The following is a 25,235-nucleotide window of genomic DNA, read 5'->3' on the forward strand; positions in this document are numbered from 1 at the left end:
TGAGACGATAAAAGCCTTTACACAAATTGATGTAAAAAATAATATTGACTAGGGAAAGAATAAATGTCTCAACCAGTGGATTTACTCTTAATTACATGGAATCGCCGGGAGTATCTTGAAAAAACGATCCCAAACCTCCTAAGTGATCCCAGTGATTTTCGTTTATATTGTTGGGATAATGGCTCTCGTGATGGAACCGCAGATTTACTAAAATCTCTTCAGGATTGCCGAGTGGTTCAGCGACATTTTAATCAGGAAAATGTTGGCCAATATGATCCTTGTATGTGGTTTTTACAAGAAGCGAGTAGTGATATCGTCGGAAAAGTAGATGATGATATTTTGCTGCCTCAAGGCTGGACAGAACGAATTGCACCAATGCTTCGGAAAGAACCAAAGTTTGGCATGTTGGGTTGCTGGATTTTTATGCCGGAAGATTGGGATGAAAATCTTGCCCATAAAAATATTATTGAGCTATCTAATGAACGAGTTTTCCGCACACTTACAGTTCAAGGGCAATCATTTTTGGCCAGAAAAGAATACCTGATTCGTTATAAACAAACGCTGAACTTACCACAAGAAAAGCTCAAGTGTGGCTTGCCAGTCCATACACTGTCGATGTCGCTTGATGGGTTGGTAAGCGGTTATCCTGTGCCACTACTTTATGCGCATAATATGGATGATCCGCGATCGCCCATGAATGTAAAGACGAAATCGGGAACACTTCAGTCAGAATCAGCTTTATCGGCACGTAACCGAGGATTTCAATCAGTCGAAGACTACACAGCATGGATTACAGCGGATGCGCGTCGTCGTCAAAAATATCCATTTTATCAATTGTTGGCATGGAAAAAACTTGAGCGAGATAATACCCTGATTGGCAAAATTAAACGCAAGCTGTTAAAGCCTTTTTTAGCTCCGAAATAGACCAAGACAGTTCCTCAGACCATGCCGTTCACTTTCATTTTATCTATGGTTTCTGCTTATGAGTCCTCAAGCACAACTGGTCATGCTGCTTTGGCTGCCATTTGTCTTGTATATTTTTAAACGCTATTCACCCTCAGTCGGGGTGATGGTTGGGATTATTGGAGGTTGGCTGTTTCTTCCTTGGAAATCAGGATTCAAAATCCCGCTACTTCCTGCGTACGATAAAATGGGTGCAACTGGCTATTCGGCATTAGTTGGGGTGGCCATCTTTGATTCTCAACGCTTCAATAAGTTCAAATTAGGTTCGCTAGAATACCCAATGCTCCTCTGGTGTATCAGTTCATTCATCAGTTCAATCAGCAATGGGCTAGGACCTTACGATGGATTAGCTTCATCCCTGGCTAAAACCATGACTTGGGGAGTGCCTTATTTTTTGGGTCGGATTTATTTCAATAATCTGGCGGGGATTCGCGAGTTGGCCATTGGTATATTTGCTGCTGGAGTTATTTACGTTCCTTTGGCTCTTTACGAAATTCGCATGAGTCCCGTATTGCATAAGATGATCTATGGCGGCTATCCCCGTGGAATCGCTTCGATCATGCAAGCAAAACGATATGGAGGATTTAGACCGTTTGTGTTTATGGAACATGGGCTGGAGTTGGGTGTTTGGTTCATGGCCACGAGCTTAATTGGAATTTGGCTGTGGAGAAGTGGGGTGTTGAAAAAATTATGGAATCAGCCCATGATCTTACTGATTCCTTTGATGCTGATTACATTTGTGTTGGTGAAATCAACTGGAGCTTGGGGATTACTGGGTTTCGGGTTAACGATTATGCTAGTTGCTCAGTTTTTAAAGTTATCACTCCCTTTAGTCGGTTTAGTATTACTGATTTTTTATTACTTATATATTGCTTGTACTGGTTTATTTCATGGAGGTGATATCATTGCTTTTTTGTACCAGCTAGGAATACCATACGAGCGAGTATCTTCTCTTGAATTTAGATTTGCTAATGAAGAAATTATGGGAGGATGGGCTCGTCATAGAATTCTTTTTGGCTGGGGAGGATGGGGGAGAAACTTTCCTCCTGACTTTGAAACGATTCCCGATAGCTTATATATTCAAATTTTTGGTGTCAATGGTATGTTTGGTGTGTTGACTTGGGGACTTGCTATTCTTTTACCTGTCTGTTGTTTTTGCTTACGTTATCCTGCCAAAAATTGGTTTCACCCCAAGGTAGCACCTGCGGCAGCGATCGCAACTGTCTTGCCATTGTACGTCCTAGATTGCCTACAAAACTCAATGATTAACCCTATCTATGCTTTCATGTGTGGCGGTTTAACAGGAGTGGCATCAAGTCCTCCAGAAAGCTTAAAAGATAAACCATCAAAAAAATCATCAAAACCCAGGTACGCCAAATCTACTCCGCAACAAAGTCAAGTGAGAAAAGGACGGAACCGACAGGGACACCGAAGAAATAAAGTCCGAAGATCACCCAAAAATATGATATGATTCACAAGAAATCACGGATCATAGTTCAGATAAGCAGTCATGCCAAATAAATTGCACACCCTGATTCGCTGAAACCCTTGCAACGACCATTCCGTTGGGATGAAATTATTTTTGTCCTCTTGCTTAAAAACGGAGCAGTGATTTTAAGATTTTTTTTGATTTAAAACAATTGAAAAATATGTAAAGTATATAATATTTTTTTTTGATTCCTTCATCTAGGATAAGGAGCAAGTAAAATAGGCTAAAATCAAATTTATACCATATACAAAAAATCATGCAACACTAGGGTACGCCCAAATTAATCTCGTAATTGTATCAATAATTTTTAATTTGGTATTCAAAGCTAAATTAATAAAAAATATTCAGCAAAAAAATAATATAACAGAGTAAAATATGATAAATTAATGAACAAACATAAAAATTATTTTGACAAGAATTTTTTTGTGAAGAATAAAACATGATGCGTCTTGCTATTGTTATCATTAACTATCGGACACCTAAACTGGTAATCGATTGTTTAGGCTCGCTGGAAAATGAAATCACCGTCAATCGCGATTGTGTGGTTGTGGTCGATAATTGTTCTGGAGATAACTCAGTCGATCAAATTGAGCAGGCCATTACTGACCACCAATGGTCACAGTGGGTTAAGCTCATCCCTTCTCCCGTCAATGGGGGATTTTCTGCTGGGAATAATCTGGGGATTCAAGCGGTTAATGCTGAGGCTTATATCTTGTTAAATAGTGATACGATTGTGCGACCAGGGGCGATCGCCTCCCTGCTGGCCGCCATGCAAAGCCATCCCGGTGTGGGTCTGATTAGTCCACGTTTGGAGGAACCAGACGGCACTCCCCAGATTAGCTGTTTTCGCGACTCTTCACCGATTACTGAGTTTATCCGAGCCGCCGCGACAGGAGTGATTACTCAGCTATTAAAACGATATGATATCCCAATTCCGGTATCGGACGAACCCATCGAACCCGATTGGACTGCCTTTGCTTGTGTGTTAATTCGCGCTGAAGTGATTAAACAGGTGGGTTTGATGGATCAAGGATATTTTATGTATCGTGAGGATAATGACTATTGTCGCCGTGCCCGGAATGCTGGGTGGAAAATATTATATTGGCCAACAGCCAGAGTGGTTCATTTGGTCGGTGGTAGTGGATCCGTTCAGTCCGATTTGGCGAAGAGAAAACGTCCTCCAGCCTATTTATATGCTTCTCGGTCTCGGTATTTTGCCAAGCACTATGGTCAAGCTGGACTTTTGATGGCCAATTTACTTTGGCTTGCTGGTCGGACTATTTCTCTGAGTCGTGAAATAATTGGGAAGAAACAGCCCCATACTTGTGAATACCAAGCTCGTGATATTTGGCTCAACTGCTGGCAACCGATGAAATCCCCCAAATTACCTGGGCAAACTAATTAATCAGCAGCAAAGAGAATTGATTAGGGAGAGAAAAAATTTATGATTATCCCCAGTTTATTGACTACAGTCGTTATCGTTTTCAACTGAAGCCTTATTTGCCTGAATCAGCCGTTATTTGATCAATATAGCGTGTTGCCGGTCTTTGTTGTACGATTATTTGATCAATCAAAAGAAGAGTTGGAATGTTTTTGTCAATTGATTGGTTGCAACGATAGAATATTATAAAGGAAAAAAACTGATTATGGTCACAAAGCAAGATCCGATAACAAGTGAACCAGAACCAGAAGCCAATAATGATCTAGGACTCTGGGAGCAAATCAAAGAAGATTGGATAGCTCATAAGTGCGATTGGACAAAGCCGGGATTTCGGGCAATAGCAGTTCAGCGATTTGGGGTCTGGAGAATGAAGATTCAGCCAAAGCTACTTCGGGCGCCCTTTAGTCTTCTTTACCAGGCTTTTTATCGGAAGATCCGAAACACCTATGGGATTGAATTGCCCTACACGGCGAAGCTTGGTCGCCGTGTAATTATTGAGCATCAACATGGGATTATTATTCATGGGTGGGCTGTAATTGGCAACGATTGTGTTATTCGTCAAGGTGTGACAATTGGGAATCGTTACCGGGAGCGTCCAAAGGATGCCCCAAAGCTTGGTCAGCGGGTTAATGTCGGTGCAGGGGCAAAAATATTGGGTAATGTAACCATTGGTGATGATGTCAACATTGGGGCCAATGCTGTGGTGCTATCAGATATTCCTTCTGGAAAAACTGTTGTTGGCATTCCGGCAAAAATTATTAACAGCAAAAATTCCCCAGACAATGCTTAGATAAGAAATATGGACTGCCTATAAATTGGTTAGTAGATCAGAAATTCTCACAAGCTTTCGATACTGTGATGCTGAAATATATTCACAACCAGATGGTGAATGTCCTTTGGCTTTCTGGTCGGAGTAGTTCTCTGAGTCGTGAAATAATTGGTAAGAAACAGCCCCATACTTGTGAATACCAAGCTCTTGATATTTGGATCAACTTGTGGGAAGCGATGAAGCCCCCCAAATTACCTGGGCAAGATAATTAATCAGCGGGAGAAAAAATTGATGAGCGATCGCCCACACTTTATCATCATTGGCGCCATGAAATGCGCCACCAGTAGCTTGCATAAGCAACTTGCTTTGCCACCCGGTATTTTTATGTCTGAACTGAAAGAACCCAACTTTTTCAGTAATGATGAGCAGTACGCTCAGGGAATTGAATGGGATCAATCCCACTTGGCTGCCGCTGATACCCATGACCTCTTTGGTGAGTCGAGTACCCATTACACCAAGTTACCCACCTACCCACAGATCATCACACGACTTCAAAAACATTTGCCTGACGTGAAGCTAATTTATGTTATGCGCCATCTGATTGACCGACGGGTATCCCAATATATCCAAGAATGGAGTGAATGCCGGATTTCTGTGGAAATCAATCAAGCGATTTATAACCATCCCGAGTTGATTGACTACAGTCGTTATAGTTTTCAGATCAAGTCTTATTTTGAAGCTTTTGGTCAAGATCGCGTGTTGCCGGTGTTTTTTGAACGGTTATTTTATCAGCCACAGACCGAGTTGGAACGGATTTGTCAATTTATTGGTTACAAGGGTCAACCGATTTGGGATGCACAAGTGAACGCTCAAAATATTTCTAATCAGCGAATGCGGAAGAGTGCATGGCGGGACGTTTTGGTTGAGCTTCCTTTCTTAAGCAAGGGGACAAAAATAATTGCATCCCAACGGAATAGTCGGTGCAAGGGTTTCAGCGAATCAGGGTGTGCAATTTATTTGGCATGACTGCTTAAAACAAATTCGCCAGAACTTAATCCCCAAGAATTTTCGCACTGGGGTACGCAGTTTGTGGACTTTGCAACAGCGACCAGAACTGAAATCAGAACAGGTGGCATACTTATAGGGGATGTTTAATCAAGACCCGGGGCTTCTGGGATCTTGGTTGGGCATTGAATTGTCTTATGAGACGTTTAAAAATACTGTAAAGGCTCGTTCCTATCAATGGATTGACCGTTCTGATGTGATACAACCGAAACAGTAGCAAAGTAATGACCTAAGATCAGACCTTAAACCTGGGAGAGGAAGCATGAGTAAACTTGGCATCGTTATAATTGGTCGCAATGAGGGAGAACGTCTGCGTCGTTCACTCAACGCAGCGCTGGGCAAAGGACATCATATTGTTTATGTCGATTCTGCATCGACTGATGGCAGTGTCGAGTTGGCTAAAGAGATGGGAATCGATGTGGTAGAACTTGACCCCTCAAAACCTTTTGCCTCACCGCGATCGCGCCATGAAGGTTTCCAGCATTTAATCAAAGTGGATCCCGAAATAAAATACGTTCAATTCATTGATGGTGATTGTGAACTGATTTCTGGGTGGCTGGAACGTGGGGTTAGTGAACTGGATGCGCGATCGGATATTGCCGTGGTATCCGGAAGACGGCGAGAACGCTTTCCGGAAAGCTCGATTTATAATCGACTTGCCGATATTGAGTGGGACACGCCCATTGGGGAAGTCAAATATTGCCACGGTGACGCCATGATGCGGGTGGCAGCCTATCAGCAAGTTGGCGGTTTTAATCCCGGTTTAATTGGTGGGGGTGAACCGGAACTATGTGTCAGGTTCCGTCGCGAAGGCTGGAAAATTCTGCGAGTTGATTGCGAAATGACCTGGCATGATGCAGATATCACCCGTTTCAGTCAGTGGTGGAAACGGAATATTCGAGTGGGTCACGCTTATGCCGAAGGTTCTTGGCTGCAAGGTCGCAGCCCCCAACGTCATTGGGTCAAAGAAAGCCGCAGTATTTGGTTTTGGGGCTTAGTTGTGCCTTTAATTGCTTTAGTATTGGCATGGCCAACTAAAGGCTTAAGTTTATTATTATTGTTAGGATATCCGATTTTAACCTATCGGATTTACTGTCGAACTATACAACAAAGAGGACTTACCTCAGCAGATGCTTTTTTGTTTGCTTGGACTTGTGTAGTGGCGAAATTCCCGTTGGTACAAGGCCAGCTAAATTTTCATCTGAATCGCTTGATTGGCCGTCAGACCAAACTGGTTGAATACAAAGATGTTTCCCAGATCGAGCGAGATCCTCAAGTAACACCCTAGACTGCTGATATAAGCGTTCAGTTTTTATCATTTGTTCAGAGAGATACTAAGAGCCTAATATGAGCCGGAAAAAACTAAAACTTTTATTGATTATTGAACAATGTAATCCCGAAAAATCATCAGTCCCTTTAGAGGGGTACAATTACTTTCATGAAATTAATCAGTTATTCGATGCCACTTTGGTCACTCACGAAAGAAATCAAAAAGCTCTGGAAAAACTGGGATATAAAAATATTGTTTATATGCTTGAAAGTGACTTGAATAAAAAATATCATCGCTTAGTTTCCCATGTAACAACGATTAGAGGTAAAAGAAATTGGCCTTTGTATAATGCTTTGCGTTATCCAATTTATGCCGAATTTAATCAAAAAGTCTATCAACAGTTTAAACAGCAAATTCTGCAAGGGGAATATGATATCGTTCACGCTTTGACCCCGATGATGCCGAGATACCCCGTCAAAGCGGTTAAACTTTGTCAAAAAACCCCGTTTATCATTGGCCCGGTTAATGGGGGAGTCCCTTTTCCTGCTGGGTTTGAAGAAATTGCTAAACAGGAATTTGCTCAGTTTAATTTTTTAAGGACTTTGGGTCGCTATTTAATCCCCGGTTATGTAGAAACTTACAAAAAAGCCGATCGCGTTTTGGCTGGTTCAACCTATACCTTAAACAATTTAAAAGAAATGTTTTCTCTGTCCGATGACCGGATTAGTCTATTTTATGAAAATGGCATTACAAGCAATTTTTTAGAAACCGAAAAATCCTTGACTCCCAAAGAAAAAGTCCACCTGCTATTTGTCGGCAGACTGGTGCCTTACAAGGGAGCAGATATGGTCATGGAAGCCTTGGGACGTTTAGAACCATCTCTGCAAAATAAAATTATATTTACCATTGTGGGGGATGGCTCAGAAAAAAGGTTCTTAGAACAAAAATCCCAAGAACTTGGTTTGACTCATTTGGTAAATTTTGCCGGATGGGTGACACAACAACAGACCCTCGAATACTATCAAAATTCTGATATTTTTTGCTTTCCCTCTATCCGAGAATTTGGCGGGGCTGTGGTACTCGAAGCAATGGCTTGTGGGTTGCCTTGTATTGTGGTGAATAATGGGGGAATTGGAGAATATGTGACGGAAGAAACTGGGTTTAAAATTGAGCCAAAATCAAAAGATCATTTAATTTTAGAATTGGTTAATTGCATTAAAGTTTTAGTCGAAGATGATAGTCTGAGAAACGAGATGTCTTGGAAATCCAGAGAACGAGTGAGAGAATTTACCTGGCAAAATAAAGCGCAGGCGATCGCACAGATTTATGAGGAGATTTTGAAAAAATAAAACCTGACTGATTAACTGAATAATTATTCAAGTTAAAATTAAAACCGATTAAATAATAATTCCTGATTAATTGGATTTAAACACTCAAAAAATAATTCAAGGAGAATGATGAAAAACTGGATTGGATATTTGATACCAGAATTTCCTGGACAAACACATATTTTTTACTGGCGGGAACGGGAAGTGCTGGCTGAAATGGGGATTAAAACTGATTTGGTATCTACTCGGCGTCCCCCCAAGGGAATTGCGGCTCATGTTTGGGCAGAGGAAGCTCAAAAAAATACTTCTTATCTAGCACCACTTTCTTTTCAAGATATTGTTGTTGCCAGCATAGAAATCCTCAAAGCTCGACCCGTTGCTTGGTTCAATTGCCTGAAAAGCATCATGCAATCTCAGGACACATCTTGGAGTCAGAAACTTCGTCTGTTAGCTTTGGCTTTTATTGCCGGAAAACTTGTGTGGGTGGGTCGAAAAAACGGCTGGGATCATATCCACGTTCATTCTTGTGCTGATGCTGCCAATATTGCGATGTTTGCCTCAATTCTTTCCCCTCTGACTTATAGTCTGACGCACCTCGGCCCGACCTTAGAAACCTATGGACCGAATCAAAAACAAAAATGGCAGCACGCATCATTTGCCATCATCGAATCGGAAATGCTGCTCAAACGCGCTACCGAGAAGTTGGGTGATTGTCTTCCCGATCAAATTGCGATTTCGCCAATGGGTGTAAATCTTGACGAAATCAAACGTCATAGTCCTTATAAGCCTTGGGATGGAACTGGTCCGTGCAAAATATTCTCTTGTGGACGGCTTAATCGTGTCAAGGGACATAACTATTTGATAGAAACAGTGGAACAACTCAGAAAACAAGGGTTTGATATTCGGTTGCAAATTGCTGGGGAAGACGAACAGGGTGGCAGTGGATATCATCAGGAACTGGAGAAAATAATCCGAGAAAAGTCTTTGTCTGAATCGATTGAGCTTTTAGGCGCAGTTCCTGAACCAAGAATTCGTCAAGGTCTTGAAGAAGCGCATATTTTTGCTTTGGCTAGTTTAAATGAAGGCACTTCGATTGCCATCATGGAAGCACTGGCGATGGAAATGCCGGTAATTGTGACGGCTGTGGGTGGCACCCCAGACATGGTTGATGATGGAGTTGATGGGATCCTGGTTCCGGCCAAACAACCAGCCGCCATGACTGATGCGATCGCCAACGTCTTACAAAATCCAGAACTTGCCTTGAATCTGAGTCGAGAGTCTCGGAAAAAAATCGCGGCTAAATATTACCACCGACAGAGTGCTGAGACTTTAGCTAAACTTTTAGAACAGCTATCTTAATCTCTGGTTAATTTGAGGTTTTGTCAATTTACTTTGAGGAATTTATGATGCTAAACCATCGAAAAATCAGACTATTGATGCTGATGCCCAATCTGCATGGTGGTGGGGCTGAAAAAGCGGTTTTAACCTTGTATCGTTCTCTAGACACGAATAAGTTTGAACTGTCGATATTAGCCCATGAAAAATGGGGCAGCTTGTTGCATGACTTAGATGATAGTATTAATATTAAGTTTGTGCATGAAAGAAAATACAAACGAACAGACCTCCCCGGCTTGCTGTTCGCCACAATTCATCATGCTAAGTCTACAGATATTATTCTGGGTGCGAATGAGGGACGTGCAACTTTCTTTGGTTTAATCGCAGCCAAATTACTCCGCAAACCGATTGTGGGTTGGTTACATAATGATTGGAGTCAGTTTAGAAAATTGACTAGCTGGAGACAAATACTATCCCTGAAATTATATGGCTATTTTGATCGGGTTGTCGCCTGCTCTCAAGGGGTTGCTGACAGCTTCTCAAAAATAGTTGACTTAGATTCGTCTCGGATTCAAACAATTTATAATGGAATTTCAGGGGATCTGATTCGCCAACGGACGCAAGAACCTCTCCCCGATCAATTTACCAGTATTTTTGAACAGCCAACGATCATCACAGCGGGTCGATTGGATTATCCGAAAGCTCAAGAGTATCTCATTGAAGCCCATGCTTTCCTCATTAATAAAGGAATTAAACATAATTTAGTGATTCTAGGTCAAGGGGGACTGCTAAACTCACTCAAACAACAAGTAAATCATCTTGGGGTTTCCAATTCCGTTCATTTCCTGGGTTTTCAAAATAATCCCCACATGTTTATAAAAAATGCAACGGTCTTTGCTTTGTCGTCTCGATTTGAGGGCTTCCCGCTTGTGATTGCAGAAACTTTGTTTTGCGGAACGCCGATTGTCTCAACCGATTGTCCTTCCGGTCCCAATGAGGCTTTAGAAGGAGGAAAATATGGGATTTTAGTCATACCAGAAGATCCCAAGGCACTTGCAGATGGTCTGGAAGAATTGTTATGCAATCCGACAAAACGCGCAAAGTTTTCCCAACTGGGTCTTGAACGTAGTGAAGCTTTTGAGCAAAAGTATATTGCACGAGAATGGGAAAGCCTATTTGAAGAAGTTGCCCACAGCAGAGGGATTGGCAAATCAGAGAATTTTGAGGAAAAGTTTGACCGTTGATTTTCTACTTATGACCCCGACCACTCACTCGCCGATTGTGGATAAAATCAGGAGAGCAACCAATTGCTGCGGTTAAAATTAAATTGCCTTTGGCTGTGGCTTTATGGTTTCGTCCACCCAGAGTCAGAAGAAGCCTAATAAGTCGATTCTGCCAAAGGTTAGCACTGAGTTATTCAGTCTGGTTTTAGCCGACTTGGCTCGAGAATTTGACCTGAACAAAAATAAGCGGATCCTACTGGTGCTAGATCAAGCACGATCGCATACCACCGAAAAGCTGATTTTACCTGAAGTCATTGACTTGTTTTTTCTCCCCAGTCCCAAGTCCTGAACTACAACCGGCGGAATATTTGTGGCCTTTGACCAACGAAGCTTTAGCGAACTATTCACTACTAATACTTAGATGAATTGGAAAATTTACTGCTTTATCGTTGTCAAAAAATTATGAAGCAACAAAACCTGGTTCAGGGGTTAACCTGTTTTCATTGGTGGCCGAAAACCCCTTCGGCACTTAATCATCACTAATTGTCCGGACTTGATATTAATCCTCCCCATGAAAAATTGATTATTTTGTGATTAGACCCTCACTGGATGGCACAGAAGCCAGAAGTAGGCTTTACCGGAAAATCCGATCATCTATCCTCTCCCTGCATATACTCCCGACCTCAATCCAATGGAATGTATTTGGCCTTTATTAAGAAAACAATTAGCCAATAAAGCATTTAACAATCTCGAAGAAGAAGTGTTTGGTTAATGGATAACTAGGCGATAGTGAAAGGGGCAGAAGGATTTAAGTGGCTTCAAACTTTGAAACGCCATGTAATAAGACTAAGTTTACCAACTTGGTATTCATATATAATCGTTTTTGCAGTCTAACGAAGCCACCAGGACTTGGCTTGGTTTTCCAGCTAGATAGCGGATGATCAATCAGCTTTTATAGATTTATGGTTCACTTTCAGGAATCGTCTCTAAGCGCTTGCCGAGCTTCAACCGCTCAAATTGCCACGCATGTAAAGATTTTCTGAACGGCATATTTTCGTATCTTGGCATTGATTCAAGCATCGCTTTGAAGTATCCAATTACAATAAACAGCCCACCGAGAACAAATGGTCGCTCAAACAATCGATAGACACCGATCGCAAAAATATATAAAGGATGAGTTCCCATAAAATACTGACCTTTTCCCCACCGCATTCTGCCATATAAAATATTTTTATGTGACGATCCCATAAGTCGCTTGTGAATAAAATTTAGGTCAGGATGTCTGATACTCATGGTTCTCCATCCTTCCATACGACAGCGATGAAAAGCGATCCCATCCCAATGTACTTCTCGGACAAAACCTCCCATATCCTCGAAGCATTGACGACGATAAAAGTTAATTTGTCCGGCGACCATTTCATCATTGGTGCGTTCTTCAATTAGTTTCCCTTCTTCTTCTAAGAAAGGTTTGCCACTCGCGGCACCTAGATAAGGATCCTTGGCAAAAAAACTTAGTAGAGTTTCAAAGTATTTTTCGCCAAATTCAATATCTGCATCCATTTTACAGATAAAATCATACTCATCGATTTTGATGCGTTCATATCCGTAGTAAAATGCTTCAACCACTCCAGGGCCAACCGCTCGATCCCCTCTATTTGGTTTTTGCTCTAAATGAATCCAGTCATGCTCTTGAGCCGCTTTTTTGATGATTTCGGGAGTGCGATCGGTGGAACCATCATCAACAATCACCCATTCAACCGGGATAACTGTTTGAGAAATCATTGACTTGATGATTCCTCCAATAAATTCCTCTTCATCTCTTACGGGAGAAATGATAACAATCCGATTACCTGAATTATTCATTGTCTTTGTTGCTTTAAATGTGTAAATCTATTTTAGATTAGCTAATTTGATTAAAAATGTCTAACAACCGATCGATATTCTTATCCTGGTCAAACTCATCAACAATCCTTTGTCTAGCTGCCTTGGTGATTTGGGCAATCGGTTTGGAACCATTTAAAACGCGCTCGATCGCTTCAGTTAATGATTCGGGATCGTTTGGTTTTGCTAAAAAACCAGAAACACCATCTTGGATTAACTCTGGAATCCCCGAAATCTCAGTTGAAACCACTGGAATTCCCACTGCCATCGCTTCCATCAGAACTACTGGAATCCCATCTTGATCTCCATTCCTATCCTCTTTGCAGGCTAACACAAAAATATCTGCTTGTCTCATCCAAGAAAAAACATCGTCGTGGGCGATCGCCCCCTTAAAATTTATTTTTGAAGTCAAATTATGCTGTGAAACCAAACTTTTTAATTCGTTTATCAATAAACCATCCCCCGCAATTTCCCCTGAAAAATCCTTCCGACCTTCTGCCAAATTCTTTAAAGACAAAATCAGCGTGTCCATTCCTTTTTTCTCGACGAGCCTTCCCAAAGAAATAATCACAGGTTGTTTATTGGTATGTTTTTGATGGTCAATAAACTCGTATTTCTTAGTATCGATGCCGCATCTGACCAATTTAATTTTTCGAGGGTCTAATCCTTGACTTACCATGAATTTACGATTGTATTCTGAAATGGTTATTGCCGCTTTTGATCGGTTGACTTTTTCTTTGAGTAAAAGACCTCGTTCAAATAAATCGTTGGCATGGGATGTAAACGTAAAAGGAATCTTGCTAAGTGAAGACGCATACATCCCAATTTGTGTCGGCACATGAGCGAAATGAATATGTAAATGTTGACATTGATGTTCTTCTAGAATTTTTGCTACCTGACTAGCTTGAAAAAAATGGTAAAGCAATTTTAGCGCCTCTGGATTGATTAATCCAATTTGCCACATATCACTCAACAATAAAAATAAAGTAATCAGGTAGCGACTTGGATGTCTGAAAAAAACTTTCAAATTACTTACAATCACCGAAGTAAATTTTTGCTGATATAAAAAATGAGTATTTTCTAATATTTTTTTTAATTCTGCTTCTTTGGCCGGGACAATCGGATAGTGAACCGACATGGTAATCACTTGTAAGCCTCTTTCCTGGAGAGCCAAAATTTCGTTATATATAAATGTAGCAGAAAGTGATGGAATTTCCGAAGCAAGGTATGCTATTGTCTGCTTAAACATGATGTCATTGACCTTTGGATATTTGATTGTTTATTTAACAAAAATTAATAATATATAAAATTTCCTAACCTCCCTTATATAATTTTCAATAATTTGAAAAATCATTGAAAATTAAAATTGTCGCTGCGACGATTGATATCACAATTTATAGCCCAGGAACAAGTAACTGATTGATTAATATAGTTTCAGGCAAAAATCATCCCTTGGTCAACTAGATATCTGGGCATAAAACCGGTTTCTAGTTTAAATAGTCTATATTAGAAACCCCCTATTGTTGACGCAACGAATTGCACGTCTATTATCGGTTATGCAGATGCGTAATGACCCTAGCCCCAGTCTACCATCAGATCGCGATTCCTGCCAGTGTTCCTGTTTTTGGCTTTGTATTTTGATTTGGGCACAGTGATCCTGAGCGATCGCCTCTCTCTCCCAGCAATATGGGCTTTAATATTTTACCACTGCTGTTTAAACGCACCCTGCGATTATGATCTTGGCATCGCTAGATCTCCATATCGAACAGGATAAATCAGGGGCAACGGGCAAAAAGATTCTTTTGCTAGTAAATCTAAACTTTACGGCAGAGCGATCACCGAACTTACGCTGATCGATGGGATGTCACGGTATCCTGATAGGATGCTTTATTGCCCCTGGGCTCAAAGTTATTTATTGACCTAGGGATGAAAATTTTGGCCACATTCAACTAGATTATTTCTGATGGGATTTGGGGGATCGCCAATTAATTCTACCGTGCCATTAGCGGCAATGACCCACCCGGTTGCTTCGATGATTTCATCAGGGCGATTCGCGGAAGGAGTCCGGTTTGAGGACGAAGGGGAAAAACTTGCTGGTTCATTGTCTCCGATTAAAGAAATATCTCGCCAATCCTGCCAGACAATGGTGCTGCGGATGACTGAAGTGGGATCCGGTGGTAAACCCCCCCGTCCGGTGACAATAAAAGAATTGCCTTGGTTAGCCGCACATCCGGTAATAATTTGTTGGGTAGGATCGGTGATATTTTCTGGTAATTTCATCAGCCCGTAAGTCGGATCTACATCAGGATTATTAATTGTCACCGTTCCCGAAAGTCCAAATTCAGAACTAGCGGTAATATCACTTTCTGGTGTCAGTTGTTCTCGCAACTGAATGCCAAACATTCCCTGAGTATCGAGGATAATATTTCCCCCTGCCCCCCGTTGGGCATTGGCGGTAATATCGCTATTTTCTAAAGCCACTAAAGTCTGGGTATCGATTGTCATATTGCCGCCATTTCCTAGGTTGCCAGCGGTGGTACTAATTAAACTTTCACGCCGTTGAAAAATTTCCTGAGTTTGTAACTGAATATTGCCCCCTTCCCCAGAGGTAGTTTTGGCAATAATCGCCCCTTCACGATCCAGAAAAATCCCATTAGCAGCGATCGCTAAATTTCCCGCATTTCCTGTTCCTTGACTATCCACAGTCACCGCAGCGCCATTCTCAACCCGCAATCGTCCCGTGGCGATCGTTAAATCCCCGGCATCCCCAGAAGCACCACTCACACTACTGCTGATCAAAGCACTGGGAAATTGATCGTTGCGATGAAAAAAATAATCAATACCATCGTCACTCACCGGTGCTCCACCACTTAATGTCACGGATTCAGTGGCGTTCACAATTAAACGACCGCCATTCCCTCGGTCAACCGTACCCGCTGTAATTTGTCCTCCATCGCGCAGAACCAATCGCTGAGTATTCACAATCAAATTACCCGCATCTCCTGCCCCTGCCGTATCCACAAATAACACAGAAGGAAAGCGAAATTCATCGGGAGTCGTGCCAATTATTTCCACCGATTCAGATGCATTCACCGTCAAATTTCCCCCTGGGGCAGGACTAAATGTGCCAGCCCCAATTTGTGCTCCATTTCTCACAATTAATCGTCCGGTATTAACGGTGACATTACCACTGCTTCCCGCATCCACATCTTTTAACGATGCTTCGGTTCCAGCAAAAGAAGGGCTACTGTTAGCAAATACTCCTGGAAATACAAAAAAAGAAGTGGTTGCTCTCCCCGCAACTTCAATTAATTCAGAAGCATTTAAACTAATATTTCCAGCGTCACCAATGCCGCGAGTATTGCTTGAAATCATAGCGCCATTCGAGGAAAGCGTAACTGTATTTACGGTAATATTTCCAGCGTTGCCTTCGCCAAAATCACGCCCCCTGGTGTAGGATGCAATTGCTGAATCATTTAGTTGCAAGAATTGGGCAGCATTTACTACAATATTGCCGCCGTTACCCATACCTTCGGTCATCGTAGTGACAGTCGCCCCATTTTCCATCCGTAAACGTTGAGTAGAAATGGTTAAATTTCCCGCATTTCCATTACCAAAAGTCAGGGCAAATAAACCACTACTGATATCCGAAGGCTGAGAAACTCGATCTTTGACATCGACTCGTTCTAAAAATTCCACTGGGGCGGCACCACGGAGTTGAATTGATTCAGTGGCATTTACGGTTAAATTTCCGGCATTTCCATCGGCAAAAGTCGAGGAAGAAATTAAAGCACCCACTTGTAACTCTAGCAAATTTGCTTCAATGGTAATGCCCTGACCGGGATTATTTCCCAGGGTATCTGCGGTTATGCGAGTATTATTTTCTAAGCTGACATTTCTGCCAATGATTTGAATGCTACCGCCGCCATTACCACTGGCATCTACCGCAGCTAATTTTGACAAGGTAATATGATTTTTAACTGATAATAAATCGTGATTTAAAAATGATGCATTAATCAGATAATTTTCCTGGTTTGCGGTGATAACACTATTTTCTAGAGATAATAAAAAAATGTTTCCTTCCGGTGCAGTTAAATAACCGCCATCCAGGGAAATATTTCCGCCAATTAAGCCTAATTTTTTGCCTGGTTGTACTTGCAATCCCACCAGTTTTCCTGTATCATCGGTAAATCGGGATTGGTTGATAATTTCTCCCGGATTCGATCCCATTTGTAACCCAATTGGTGTATTAATCGTCAAGCTTGGGGCTTGGTTTGGTCTCTTGGCGCTGAAAATATTACCATCATTAAATAAAAGGCTATCGGCGGTGGTAGCAAAAAAAGAACCTCCAATATTTAAGCGGGCATTAAGACCAAAAATGATGCCATTGGGGTTGATAATTAATAAGTTGGCTGTGCCATTCGCTCTTAAGATGCCATCAATATTAGAAATTTGACCACCAGTGATGCGAGTGATGATGTCAGAAATATTGACAGCGTTGTTAAAAAATGCCTCGGTATTTGTGGGGATAGAAAATTCTTGGAAACTGTGAAAGAGGCGATCGCCCACCGTCGTTCCCCCTTCAATGTTCAAAGTATTTCCCTGGGGGATAACCACGGAATTATTCGACAGGGTTGCATCCGGGATAATTTGCGATCGCGCTTCAGGAATTAATGAGGGAAACAGTAACAGCGTCAGGGAAAACACTGGAATCAGTCCAATAATTTCTCTCAGATATAAAAAAGATAAAAAATGATGCCAAAAATATTGAATCCCTGGAGTTTGAACAGTACGCATAAGCCAATATAAAATTCAGGATTAACCGGAGCATATCTCAGATTATATCAATTTTATCTGACTTTGCTCCTAAATCCGCCAAATTTGATACTAAGCCTCAAAAATTATTGCTACAAACACGCAATTTGGGCGCAACCATTGCGCCCATAAAGCATTTTTGATTTCAAACGGTATTATTTGGAAGCGTAGGGTGGGTTTTGTCCCACCCTAAGATTTATCTCAGCAAAAGCAGCAACATCACCACCGGGGTTTTGGCCAAAATACTGTGAGGCAACTGTGCATTCAGATGAATCCAAGCCCCTGCTTCCGCTTCTAAAATATCCTCTCCCAGAGTAATTTTTGCTGACCCTTTAACCATTGACAGAATTGCGGGTACTGAGGCGGTATGTTCGGAAAGTTCTTGACCCGTATCAAAACCAAAAATTACCGCTTTTACCCGCTCGTCTTGATACAGAACTCGCGTGAGAATTCCCGCTTTGGGAATTTCCATTTCTTTGGCTAAATCAGCAATATATTGATAGTTCATTGTTACATCTCCTAGGATTTTACACCCACTAACATGATTCCTTTGAGGTAGTCTTGATATTTGTGGAAAATTTGCCGCATTGACAAAACTCGCTGAATGGCTGTGGGATGATTGATTAAATTCCACCCAAAACGAATTGCTCCCGCAATGCCTTCATCTTCAATAACTCTTTGGGGTTCCAGTAATTGCATGGGAACCGTAGCATGAGTCTGAGTCGTAAACCCTTGAGAGGCTAACAAAGCTTGCCATTCCGTCGCGGTTAAAGGCCAGGTTCCGTGATGAATATCTTGAGCGATCGCCCGTCTAATTTCTTCTCTTTTACCCGCATCTAAATGATCTATTTCTATACACAACTCGTGAATCCCATATCGCCCTCCAGTTTCGAGTAAACGGGCTGCTTCGGAAACGATTTTCTGTTTTTGTTGGGGGGATTGCATTGATAACATTGCTTCCCCATAAACTACCGTTGCTGAACCCGTTGCTAACCCGGTATTTTCTGCACTGGCAACCACACATTTTTGGCGATCGCCTGTCAAATAGCCTCGAACTTTTTGGGCGGCGGTTTCATCCCGTTCAATCGCCGTATAAAATGCCGGTTGATGTTGCAAAGTTAACTGGGCTGTAAACCCTAAACCGGGGGCAAACTCCACCACGCGATCGTCCGATTGGATATTTAAACTATCCAACATTTTTTCAGTCAATTTGCGTCCCCCTGGACGCAAAACCCGTTTACCCATCTTAGCCAAAACCCAATGACCGGGCATCTTGTCTAACTGGTCACTCGATAATTTTGAAGCACTCATCGTCAAAATTTTCTCCAATAAAAAACAATAAAAAGCAAACATCAACTATCCGTTGCTGATATCTATCCGTTGCCGATATCTATCCGTTGCCGATATCTATCCGTTGCCGATATCTATCCGCTGCCGATATCTATCCGTTGCCTATATCTATCCGTTGCCTATATCTAGCTTATGACTCACCACAGCTAAGATCCTTGACTTAAGTCAAAAAATTGATCATTGTTGACCGTTGACAGGATGCGTTATTGGTTATTTGAGGATAAAATAACCAATTTTAAGGATAAAATAACTAAGAACCAACAACAAATAACAAATAATCAAAGTTATGATTCAAGATTTTTTAGCCCAAACCCAGTTTTTTCAGGGACTATCCCCAGAAAATATCCAGGCTTTAGCCCAAATTGCGATCGCGCAAACTTATCAAAAAAATGAAGTAATATTTTGGCAAGGAGATGAAGGGCGAGGTTTTTTTCTCGTTGTTGTCGGACGAGTCAAAGTTTTTAAACTGTCTCCAGAGGGGAAAGAACAGATTTTACATATATTTGGGGTGGGGGAACAATTTGCCGAAGTTCCGGCATTTGATGGCCAATGTTTTCCCGCTTCTGCCGCAGCGATCGAACCCACCGAACTTTTATTTTTTCCCCGTGCTGCTCTTATCTCGCTGCTGGAAAAATATCCCAGTTTAGGGATGCAAATGTTAGGAATTTTGGCTCGCAAATTACGGCATTTTACCAAGATAATTGAAAACCTTTCTTTTAAAGAAGTTCCGGGGCGACTTGCCTCATATTTGCTCTATTTGAATAATTTACAACGAGATAATCCCGCATTAAATATTCTGCAAAATCAAGTAAAATTAGATATTACCAAAGGCCAGTTAGCGGCGTTACTGGCGACGATTCCAGAGACACTTTCGCGAGTATTTGCTAAGTTGAGTCAAGAAAGACTGATAGAAATCGACGGCGCGGTCATTACTTTATTAAATCTCCCTGAATTAAAGCGTTTATCTGGAGATTTAGATTCCGATTAAATTGGAATTTTTGCTAGGGTGGTTTAGGCGCGATCGCAATTTCTGGTCAATAGAATAAAAAAGTAGCATAAAAAAATAGCGCCCTAAACCATCATTGTTTTTTTGGGAAAACAGCGATCGCCTACCATGATTTCACTAAACCAGCCATCAATGTTAATCAATCAATTACACAAGAATTTTTTATGAAACAAAAGTGCTAAATTGCCAAATACCCCCCTTAAAAATAATGATGCACTAGACCTCTGGCAAAATTACCAAAATCAGAGTGGCGTTTTTTAGGGGGTTAGGGGGGAGCTATTTAAAAATATTAGGTAACAAATTCGGCGCTAACCAAAAAGCATATCCCAGAAACCCAAAAAATAGGGTATTAAATACCGTTGAGGCATACCCTAAACACATTAATAAACCATCGGATTCCAAAGTTGCTACGGCCAAGAATAAAATCCCGATCGCCGGTATAGAATTAGTCAAAGGAATTGGTAACATTAAGAAAAATGCCATCCAAGCAATACAGAATCCATTCACTCTCCAGATATATGGATTTTTAGCAATTTTTAACATACGAGGACGCACAATTTTTTCTAACCAAGCCGTAACTCGTTTGAGATTTTGCAACAAATAAAGACTAAAAGCACTAGGAAATACGAATCTGGTGACTTTTTTAGGCAGCCAGGGAGAATGTAAACCTAATGTCATTTGGATTGCTAAGAAAAAACAGGCTAAACCCAAGGGAGTAGATAATCCAGGAGGCATGGGAAACAAGAAAGGCAAAACCAATAAACCAATACTCAAACTAAATCCATGTTCAGCGGTTTCTCCCATAATTTCTCCAATGGTTAAAGGGTGCTCTGACAATCGATTGAGCAACGACTCAATATCTTGAGAAAATTTTATGTGCATTGGTTAATTCGTTAAATTTTAGATATCAAAAACCATTCAGAATCATCAAGAGCAAATTTCAGGCATAGCGGGCGAGATAATTTGACCAATATCTCTTTGTCTCTTGGCGAGAGAAATATACCCGTTAAAAATAAAATATATTTCTCATCACCTATGAGCGGATTTTACTGATACATTTCCAGAAAATCTAAAGCCTGATTGCGTAATTCATAATATTCCGAGGTTTCCCGGATTTCATGGGCGTGCCTGGGGCGTGGTAAAGGAATATCCAGCACTTTACCAATAGTAGCATTAGGGCCATTACTCATCATCACCACCCGGTCAGACATAAAAATCGCCTCATCTACATCATGGGTAATCATCATTACCGCTTGACGATGATTTTCCCAAATCTCAATCACCTGTTGTTGTAATTTAGGCCGAGTTAAGGCATCTAAAGCCCCAAAAGGTTCATCTAATAATAATAATTTAGGGCGGGTGGCTAAAGCCCGGGCAACTCCTACCCTTTGTTTCATTCCCCCGGAAAGTTCATGGGGATATTTATCCGCCGCCGCCGTCAGATTTACCATTTCAATATGTTCATTGACAATGCTAATTTTTTCCGCTTTGCTGCTAGTTTTGAAAACCTCATCTACGGCTAATCTAATATTTTCTCTGACCGTTAACCAAGGCAGTAAGGCATAACCTTGAAACACCATCATTCTTTCCGCACCGGGCTTCCGAATCATTTTCCCTTCAAGGGTGACAAGTCCTGATGTGGGTTTTTCTAAACCAGCCACAATCCTGACTAATGTTGATTTTCCACAGCCAGAGTGACCAATGACCGAGACATATTCTTTGTTACCAACGGTTAAATTAATGCCATTTAACACCACAAATTCACTGCCATCTGCTTTTTTAAAGCTTTTAACTACATTTGAAATCACGAGAAAATCTTGGGCGTTGGCGTTGGGGGAGTTGTTAATTAGTTGATTTTCTGATGGTGATACCATGTCGGAATTCCTCTTGATTAAAGATTGCTTAATTTTTGATTAAATATTGTCGATCGCATTAAGCCAACCCGTAAATTTGGGGGCGGTTGGCACGAATTTCAAAGCTGTTAATATATTGGGTGGGCTGACTGGGATCAAAGGGTTTGCCATCAATAAATGCTTCTCCTGAAACAGTTTTATAGTTGTCTGAGGGACATTGAATTCCCATTTCGTTGGCGATCGCTCGATATAAGTCAGTTTGCCAAGCTTGTTTGGCAATTTCTTCAGCATTTTTGGGAAATTCGGGAATTTGTCCCCAGCGGTGGGCTTGAGTCATTAACCACAAACTATCGGATTGCCACAGAAAGGTAGAATGATCGTTTTTAATGGCGGAAACTTCGGTCGATAAATCAAAAAAGAGGGTGGTTTCTGGGCTATTTTTGATGCGGGTTTGCCGATCAAAACCGCCGTAATTATAACTACCCACAATTCCCGGTTCAGTATATTTAATATTTGCTCCGGTAAAGGAACGCTGAGAAATAATTTGTGCCACTTCTTGTTTGTTTTCTGGTTTACTGCAATATTGACAGGCTTCAATCATGGCTTTAACTAAGGAGCGGTAAGTTTTGGGATTATCTTGAATAAAAGATTCTCTGACTGCTAAAAGGCGATCGGGATGTCCGCGCCAAATTTCCCGCCCTTGGGCAAAGGTAAAACCGACATTTTCGTTACCTGTAATGGCTCTGGTATTCCAAGGTTCAGCTACCATATAGGCTTGCATTGCACCCATGCGAATATTGCTCACCATTTGCGGTGGGGGAGTAATAATTAAACGTAATTCATCAATCGGATTTAATCCCACAGCAGCGATGAGATAGCGCACAAAATATTCATAAATGGCTGAACTTTGTACCACTGCCCAGACTCGCTGATCGAGGGGTGATTTTTGCCAATAGTTGCGTAAATCTTGACCAAATGCATCTAAATTGCCGTTATAGCTATACCAGGGTCTAATTCCTGAGTCCCACAGTTGACGATTCATAGTGAGGCCATTGCCATGACGGTGAATTGTCATGGCGGCACAGAGGGGAAAATGACGTGCTCCTTCTGCACCCAATCTGGCATTAGTCACGGCACCAGAAACAACGGGGGAAGCATCTAAACGCCCAAAAATAATCCCATCTCTGGAGTTGCCCCAACTCGCTTCTCGGCTGAGGGTGACGTTTAAACCATATTTACGAAAGAAACCTTTTTGGTATGCGATCGCAAACGGGGCGCAATCATTAACCGGCACAAAACCAACGGTTAAATTAGGTTTTTCTAGGGTTTCTGGTTTAATAATTGGTTCTACAGCCAGGGCTTCTTCGGGAATATTTTGCTGAGTTTTCTTTTGACTACAGCTATTAAGAGCGATCGCCCCCGCTGTTCCCATTATTCCTTGGATAAATAACCGGCGATTGTAATAGTTTCTCATCAGTTTTTCCTCCGGTTAACTCCGTGCGGGACGATGGGTAATCATAATTTGTAATTTAGCCAGGGCATAATCCAGAATTAAGCCCGTGATCCCAATTACAAAGACGGCTAAAAACACGGAACTCACATTAAGACGATTCCATTCATCCCAGACAAAGAAACCAATCCCAATGCCCCCGGTGAGCATTTCTACGGCCACAATCACTAACCAAGCAATGCCTAAACTAATGCGTAACCCGGTGAAAATATAGGGTAAACTCGCTGGCAGCATCACGCTGACTAATTGTTTCCACCGAGGCATTTCTAACACTTCGGCGACTTCTAAATATTCTTTCGGAACGTTTTTTACCCCTTCAGCGGTATTGATAATGGTTGACCAGAGAGAGGTAATAAAAATCACAAAAATTGCTGAAGGTTCAGCGGCATTAAATATAGCTAGGGCGATCGGCAACCAAACCAGGGGCGAAACGGGTTTAAAGACTTGAATAATCGGGTTCAGAATTTGCCATGCAGTATGAGACATTCCAATTAAAAACCCAACGGGAATGGCTACGATCGCACCCAGCAGAAACCCGATACAAACTCGCCGTAAACTCGCTAAGAGTAGCCATCCTAAACCTAAATCACCGGGGCCTCGACGATAAAAAGGATTGAGAATAAAGTCCAAATTTTTTGCCAATGCTTCCGGGGGTGTGGGCATCATTTCCTGTCTGAATAAGGCAATAAGCCACCATAAAGCAATCACCCCCACAAAACCCACAATGGGTAATAAAAAATTGGAGTTATTGAAAAAATCCAGAAAAATGTTCTTCTTTGACTTCATAACCGCTCTCATTGTTGATGTTTTATTCAATTTATTAAATAAATAAAGCATTCCCAATTCAAAACAGTGAAGACCCAATGCCCCACTGAATCAAATCCAAACTAAATGAGGATTTTGCCCGATTTTTATCCAGGCAAAATTGAGAATTTTTTCATCCGAAAAAAACTCAAGCTTTTTTTTGGCTTAAGTTTGCATAAATTGTTGCCGCTCGGAAAATTAATTTCCAAGGGACGATAATTGATCAATGAAGTTAAACCTCAAAATCAAATAAAGGTAATCGAATGTAGAGAGTTGTCAAATTGGGAATACCTAAATGAAATTGAGACATGAAAAATGCTCATTCTTTAGTCTCCTCTCAATGCCTACGAGGTTAGCTGACGGGCTAGGACTGAGAGATGTCCCTCTTTACCTTTCCAGTAAAGATAAGCCCCTAATTTGGTTCCCCCGTTTCTGTGCCATCAAGTTGATTGAGTAATTACTCTGGCTTGATTTACCCAGAATTAGGCTGACTCACTCTAAAAATAGAGTATATCATACTCCTTGGATTTTTGGTATAGAGGGGAGGAAGATTTCTCAGGAAAAGACTTTTCTAGTTGTTAGGGCGATCGTAGTAAGGCATTTTTTAGCGGCGCTGCTTCGCGAGTGCGATCGCCCATTAATCGTCTAATTCTGAGAGAATAAAATTCAGGTGGGAAAGCATAGAAACCAGATTAACTAGGGAATTGTTCGCAAACTAGGCAATGTCAATATAGATTCTTCCTCAGAATATCCCTCACTGCTAGACTAAAGAAAAAATCAGTAAATAGATAAATTTGTCCTATGCCAACTCAAACCCTCTCACGGTATGTTAATCGCAACTCTGAGATTCTAGGCGGAGAACCAATTATCATAGGTACTCGGACATCGGTTCGCGCTATTGTTGGTCTATGGCGGATGGGTATTATGCCAGAAGAGATTCTTAACCATTTACCCCATCTGACTTTGGCGCAAGTTTTTGATGCTTTGAGTTTTTATCTAGATAATCAAGCAGAGATTAATGAGTACATTGATAAAAATCGAGTTCCTGATGAATTAGTACATCCTTCTGTAGCATCCGTTTTGAGAAATATGTAGGGTGGGCAAAATGCAAGCCCACCCTACTATTGTTTACT

General features: G+C 41.3%; 23 protein-coding genes and 1 riboswitch. Of the genes, 14 read left to right on the top strand and 9 right to left on the bottom strand.

Annotation, left to right across the window (positions count from 1 at the left end; translation table 11 throughout):
- Nucleotides 1–63 precede the first annotated feature (63 nt).
- The 12 genes from AM228_RS15730 (at nucleotide 64) to AM228_RS31020 (ending at nucleotide 11,232) form a co-directional block, all read left to right on the top strand.
- Complete coding sequence (locus AM228_RS15730; RefSeq protein WP_054467044.1) at nucleotides 64–924, top strand: glycosyltransferase family A protein; 861 nt, start codon at nucleotides 64–66, stop codon at nucleotides 922–924.
- Nucleotides 925–1,006: 82 nt separating this feature from the next.
- Nucleotides 1,007–2,434: a hypothetical protein gene (locus tag AM228_RS15735; RefSeq protein WP_054467045.1), complete on the top strand. Its 1,428-nt coding sequence runs from the start codon at nucleotides 1,007–1,009 to the stop codon at nucleotides 2,432–2,434.
- A 457-nt stretch (nucleotides 2,435–2,891) separates the two neighbouring features.
- On the top strand, nucleotides 2,892–3,857 hold the full coding sequence (locus AM228_RS15740; RefSeq protein ID WP_231636816.1) for a glycosyltransferase family 2 protein: 966 nt from the start codon (nucleotides 2,892–2,894) through the stop codon (nucleotides 3,855–3,857).
- Nucleotides 3,858–4,098: 241 nt separating this feature from the next.
- A complete protein-coding gene (locus AM228_RS15745; RefSeq protein WP_054467080.1) occupies nucleotides 4,099–4,683 on the top strand; it encodes a serine O-acetyltransferase in 585 nt (194 codons plus the stop codon).
- A gap of 68 nt (nucleotides 4,684–4,751) precedes the next feature.
- Nucleotides 4,752–4,934: a hypothetical protein gene (locus AM228_RS15750; RefSeq protein WP_054467046.1), complete on the top strand. Its 183-nt coding sequence runs from the start codon at nucleotides 4,752–4,754 to the stop codon at nucleotides 4,932–4,934.
- A gap of 19 nt (nucleotides 4,935–4,953) precedes the next feature.
- A complete protein-coding gene (locus tag AM228_RS15755; RefSeq protein WP_082348901.1) occupies nucleotides 4,954–5,688 on the top strand; it encodes a sulfotransferase domain-containing protein in 735 nt (244 codons plus the stop codon).
- Entirely contained in the window at nucleotides 5,669–5,806 is a 138-nt protein-coding gene (locus AM228_RS32805; protein WP_156331827.1) for a hypothetical protein, read from the top strand. Before AM228_RS15755 ends, AM228_RS32805 begins: the two co-directional genes overlap by 20 nt.
- A 183-nt stretch (nucleotides 5,807–5,989) precedes the next feature.
- Nucleotides 5,990–7,015 carry a glycosyltransferase family 2 protein gene (locus AM228_RS15760; RefSeq protein ID WP_054467047.1) on the top strand — a complete coding sequence of 342 codons (1,026 nt, stop codon included), beginning with the start codon at nucleotides 5,990–5,992 and terminating at the stop codon, nucleotides 7,013–7,015.
- A 59-nt stretch (nucleotides 7,016–7,074) separates the two neighbouring features.
- Entirely contained in the window at nucleotides 7,075–8,346 is a 1,272-nt protein-coding gene (locus AM228_RS15765; RefSeq protein WP_054467048.1) for a glycosyltransferase family 4 protein, read from the top strand.
- Between the two features lie 105 nt (nucleotides 8,347–8,451).
- The gene (epsE, locus tag AM228_RS15770; RefSeq protein WP_231636817.1) at nucleotides 8,452–9,684 is read left to right on the top strand and encodes an exopolysaccharide biosynthesis GT4 family glycosyltransferase EpsE; all 1,233 of its coding nucleotides are present in this window, start codon (nucleotides 8,452–8,454) and stop codon (nucleotides 9,682–9,684) included.
- A gap of 44 nt (nucleotides 9,685–9,728) precedes the next feature.
- Nucleotides 9,729–10,904, top strand: coding sequence for a glycosyltransferase (locus AM228_RS15775; RefSeq protein ID WP_082348902.1), 1,176 nt, complete (start codon nucleotides 9,729–9,731; stop codon nucleotides 10,902–10,904).
- A 103-nt stretch (nucleotides 10,905–11,007) separates the two neighbouring features.
- Nucleotides 11,008–11,232 (top strand): hypothetical protein, encoded by a 225-nt coding sequence (locus AM228_RS31020; RefSeq protein ID WP_082348903.1) that lies wholly within the window; start codon nucleotides 11,008–11,010, stop codon nucleotides 11,230–11,232.
- A gap of 611 nt (nucleotides 11,233–11,843) precedes the next feature.
- Here the strand turns inward: AM228_RS31020 and AM228_RS15785 are convergent.
- From AM228_RS15785 to AM228_RS15805, 5 genes are all read right to left on the bottom strand, one after another.
- Nucleotides 11,844–12,746: a glycosyltransferase family 2 protein gene (locus tag AM228_RS15785; protein WP_054467051.1), complete on the bottom strand. Its 903-nt coding sequence runs from the start codon at nucleotides 12,744–12,746 to the stop codon at nucleotides 11,844–11,846.
- 37 nt (nucleotides 12,747–12,783) lie between these two features.
- Nucleotides 12,784–14,013, bottom strand: coding sequence for a glycosyltransferase (locus AM228_RS15790; protein WP_054467052.1), 1,230 nt, complete (start codon nucleotides 14,011–14,013; stop codon nucleotides 12,784–12,786).
- 671 nt (nucleotides 14,014–14,684) lie between these two features.
- Nucleotides 14,685–17,561, bottom strand: coding sequence for an S-layer family protein (locus AM228_RS15795; RefSeq protein ID WP_054467053.1), 2,877 nt, complete (start codon nucleotides 17,559–17,561; stop codon nucleotides 14,685–14,687).
- 214 nt (nucleotides 17,562–17,775) lie between these two features.
- Entirely contained in the window at nucleotides 17,776–18,087 is a 312-nt protein-coding gene (locus AM228_RS15800) for a cupin domain-containing protein (protein WP_054467054.1), read from the bottom strand.
- Nucleotides 18,088–18,098: 11 nt separating this feature from the next.
- Nucleotides 18,099–18,890: a class I SAM-dependent methyltransferase gene (locus AM228_RS15805; RefSeq protein WP_054467081.1), complete on the bottom strand. Its 792-nt coding sequence runs from the start codon at nucleotides 18,888–18,890 to the stop codon at nucleotides 18,099–18,101.
- A gap of 325 nt (nucleotides 18,891–19,215) precedes the next feature.
- On the opposite strand from AM228_RS15805, the gene AM228_RS15810 reads away from it, so the two are divergent.
- Nucleotides 19,216–19,917, top strand: coding sequence for a Crp/Fnr family transcriptional regulator (locus AM228_RS15810; RefSeq protein ID WP_054467055.1), 702 nt, complete (start codon nucleotides 19,216–19,218; stop codon nucleotides 19,915–19,917).
- A gap of 294 nt (nucleotides 19,918–20,211) precedes the next feature.
- Here AM228_RS15810 and AM228_RS15815 read toward each other — a convergent pair whose 3' ends face one another.
- The 4 genes from AM228_RS15815 to ntrB all read right to left on the bottom strand — a co-directional run bounded on the left by AM228_RS15815 (nucleotide 20,212) and on the right by ntrB (nucleotide 24,084).
- On the bottom strand, nucleotides 20,212–20,817 hold the full coding sequence (locus AM228_RS15815) for an exopolysaccharide biosynthesis protein (protein ID WP_054467056.1): 606 nt from the start codon (nucleotides 20,815–20,817) through the stop codon (nucleotides 20,212–20,214).
- Between the two features lie 164 nt (nucleotides 20,818–20,981).
- On the bottom strand, nucleotides 20,982–21,809 hold the full coding sequence (locus AM228_RS15820) for an ABC transporter ATP-binding protein (RefSeq protein WP_054467057.1): 828 nt from the start codon (nucleotides 21,807–21,809) through the stop codon (nucleotides 20,982–20,984).
- A gap of 58 nt (nucleotides 21,810–21,867) precedes the next feature.
- Nucleotides 21,868–23,262, bottom strand: coding sequence for a CmpA/NrtA family ABC transporter substrate-binding protein (locus tag AM228_RS15825; protein ID WP_054467058.1), 1,395 nt, complete (start codon nucleotides 23,260–23,262; stop codon nucleotides 21,868–21,870).
- A 15-nt stretch (nucleotides 23,263–23,277) separates the two neighbouring features.
- A complete protein-coding gene (gene ntrB / locus AM228_RS15830) occupies nucleotides 23,278–24,084 on the bottom strand; it encodes a nitrate ABC transporter permease (RefSeq protein ID WP_054467059.1) in 807 nt (268 codons plus the stop codon).
- A 344-nt stretch (nucleotides 24,085–24,428) separates the two neighbouring features.
- A riboswitch (cyclic di-AMP (ydaO/yuaA leader) is annotated at nucleotides 24,429–24,568 on the bottom strand.
- A gap of 335 nt (nucleotides 24,569–24,903) precedes the next feature.
- Between ntrB and AM228_RS15835 the strand changes: the two genes are divergently transcribed.
- Nucleotides 24,904–25,197, top strand: a complete 294-nt coding sequence (locus tag AM228_RS15835; RefSeq protein WP_054467060.1) for a DUF433 domain-containing protein — start codon at nucleotides 24,904–24,906, stop codon at nucleotides 25,195–25,197.
- Nucleotides 25,198–25,235: the final 38 nt, after the last annotated feature.

Source organism: Planktothricoides sp. SR001, from assembly GCF_001276715.1.
Classification (GTDB): domain Bacteria; phylum Cyanobacteriota; class Cyanobacteriia; order Cyanobacteriales; family Laspinemataceae; genus Planktothricoides; species Planktothricoides raciborskii.